Source organism: Synechococcus sp. R55.7 (assembly GCF_047461955.1).
In the GTDB taxonomy this organism is placed as follows: domain Bacteria; phylum Cyanobacteriota; class Cyanobacteriia; order Thermostichales; family Thermostichaceae; genus Thermostichus.
Window position 1 is genome coordinate 2942 of record NZ_JANSIC010000227.1, and the last position, 1207, is coordinate 4148.

The window sequence follows — 1207 nt, forward strand, 5'->3', positions numbered from 1 at the left end:
CGCCAAGCCCGCATGCCCCCATCCATCGAGATCACCCGACGATAGCCCATTTTCTGTAGATTATCGGCTGCCAACGCCGAACGAAACCCGCCGCCGCAGTACAGGACGATCTCCGCTTCTTTGTCGGGGATCACCCTCTCGATGTCCCGCTCAATGATCCCTTTGCTCAAGTGGATGGCTCCGGCAGCGTGGCCGGCTTGCCACTCCGACTCTTCCCGCACATCCACAAAATAGAAGGGATCCCCTTGCAGTTGTTTTTGCCTGACCTGCTCGACTGTCAGTTCTTGGATGCGGCTTTTGGCCTCGTTGACCAGGGCCAAGAAAGCTGGAGAGTGCTGGGGAGCCATGGAGAACAGGCGCTATGAGCCAAAGCTTATTCCAATCGATCTTATCTGGTCTGGACTTTGGGATCCCAACTGCCCTAAGGCTAGACTGGGATCCAGATTTGCCGGCTGGAGGCCCATGGCTTGAAATCCCGATCTAACTTTCCGCAACTGCTTTGGCCCCTTGCTCTGGCCGTGAGCTGGAGCATCCCCCTTGGATTGACAGCCGGTCACGTCAGCCGGACGGAGTCCTCGGCTTGGGCCCAAGCTGCCCCGATGCCCCTAGAAAGTGGGATCCAGCGGCAAGTTTCCAGCCCACCGCCAGCCGCCCTGGTGGAGTGGCTAAGCCAGCAGGTGGCCGCCGCCAACCGGCGGGATTTGCCAGGGGTGATGGCCGGCTACAGCCCCGACTTCCGCCACCGAGATGGGCTGGACCGGGAAGAGGTGGAAGGTGCCATCCGCAAGCTGTGGAGCTCTCATCCCAAGCTCACCTATTCGGCCCAGATCCTCTCCTGGCGGCAGGTGGGCCCTGAGATTGTTGCGGATATTCTCAGCCAAGTAGAGGGATCCCAATCCTCGGTGCGGGGGGACTTTCAGGTAGAAGCCTCTGCCCTGGTGCGCAATCGCTATCGCCCGGATCCAGCCAATCCCGGACAACTGCTGTTGATTGACCAAGAAGTGCTGCGGGAGGCCAGCACCCTCACCTCTGGATCTGCCCCTCCCACCGTCACCTTGAACCTGCCAGAGGTGGTCAAACCGGGATCCACCTATTCGCTGCAGGCGATTGTGGCAGAGCCTCTCACCCACTCTTTGCTGTTGGGCGCCGTTGCCGAACAACCCGTTGCCGGGGCGGGCTACCCAGAGGTGACCTCGTTTGCTCTCGA

General features: G+C 60.6%; 2 protein-coding genes. One reads left to right on the forward strand and one right to left on the reverse strand.

All coding sequences use genetic code 11. The annotated features are described in order from the left end of the window. Positions 1-347, reverse strand: a 347-nt coding sequence (locus NW820_RS10705) for a rhodanese-like domain-containing protein (protein WP_414407477.1), incomplete at its 3' end; no start/stop codon positions are given. Between the two features lie 120 nt (positions 348-467). On the opposite strand from NW820_RS10705, the gene NW820_RS10710 reads away from it, so the two are divergent. Next, on the forward strand, positions 468-1207 hold a 740-nt coding region (locus NW820_RS10710; protein WP_414407478.1), incomplete at its 3' end, for a hypothetical protein.